The sequence below is a fragment of the Bacillus sp. 196mf genome (assembly GCF_003217275.1).
Classification (GTDB): Bacteria; Bacillota; Bacilli; order Bacillales; family Bacillaceae_G; genus Bacillus_A; species Bacillus_A thuringiensis_S.
In genome coordinates, this window is the sequence record NZ_QJTG01000114.1 from 1 (window position 1) to 1,257 (window position 1,257).

Below are 1,257 nucleotides of genomic sequence, written 5' to 3' on the forward strand. Positions count from 1 at the left end.
AAAATAGAACCGATGGTAGTTCTTTTGATTAGTAGATTTATATTTATTCCTGAACAAAGAAATATGCTAAAACCTATACCTAATATTAAAAGTGCTGATCCTAAATTTGGTTGTTTAAAGATAAGAAAAAAATTGTAGCTAAAAAAATAAAAGTTTTCCGCTACCACTCCAGCTATTTTTAGCTTGTTCTTGTCGCAATGCAAAAAAACGGGCTGTTACAAGGATTGTTCCTAATTTAAGAAATTCAGCTAGCTGTATTCCAAAGATCCATGATTGAGCATTATTTACCACTTTTCCTTTCCATAAAACCATAATTAATAAAAAAATCCCCCCAACCATAATAAAGATTGAGACTATTCGTTTTTTCCATATTTCATATGGGAGTATAGCACAAACTACGAACCCTATTGTTCCTAAAAGTAGCTTTGTTAATTGAGAATCAACAAAGTGTCTACTTTTATAACCGTAATGCTGGACAGCTACAATGGAACTCGCACTATACATCATGATAATACCTAAAGTACATGTTATGAATAGAGGGAGGAGCAATAGATAATCGAGTTTTAATATTTTTTTCATTTTAATATCCTCCTAATTTAAAACAAAGCATAATATTACATTTGCTAATGAATAAAATCTTGTTCTCGTCAATTACTAAATAGGATTTTGTTTAGGCAGATTTTATTGCTTACACCCTATTTTCTTACGCAAAAATCCCCCTAGTTACATACTAGGGGGATTTAAAATGGCATGACTAAATAAGGCTTTTCCCCCTAGTAGAGCTTTGGCACTATACAACGTAAAGTAATGACAATTCATCACTTAGCTATCTTAAGAAGAGCCTTAACCCGACAATTCCTGTTCTACCCATTGGCGTCTTTCGACATTTTTGGGCAATAGCCTGTGTTTGTATAGGAGCCTCACCTAACAGGTTCAGCAATATAAATTTTATGTATTTGTTTCGTGTAGCAAGCATAAATATATATTTTTTTCTTGTCAAGTAACTGTATTGCTAAAATTATATGTTTTATAGCGTTATGATCCTTTGAAAAATGTTGTGAGAAAATGTATATAATAATTCCGTATAAGTACATATTTTAGACTTGTAGCGTATAGTTTGATTAAGTAGTTTAACCATATAAATTTGATAAACAGTAAAGCAGATTTTAATCATAAAAGAAGATTTTTTTAAGAATGGAATTGAAAGTGAGTTGACAAATATTAAATTCTGGTTTAAATTTTGAAGTAATTCAATAA

Annotated in this window: 1 pseudogene and 1 riboswitch; the pseudogene reads right to left on the bottom strand. The window is 30.3% G+C overall.

Features of this window, described 5'->3' with window-relative positions:
* Positions 1-579 (bottom strand): annotated as a pseudogene (locus ATL10_RS30815) (FtsW/RodA/SpoVE family cell cycle protein); the annotation flags it as partial.
* A gap of 183 nt (positions 580-762) precedes the next feature.
* A riboswitch (M-box (ykoK) riboswitch) is annotated at positions 763-939 on the bottom strand.
* Between the last annotated feature and the right edge of the window lie 318 nt (positions 940-1,257).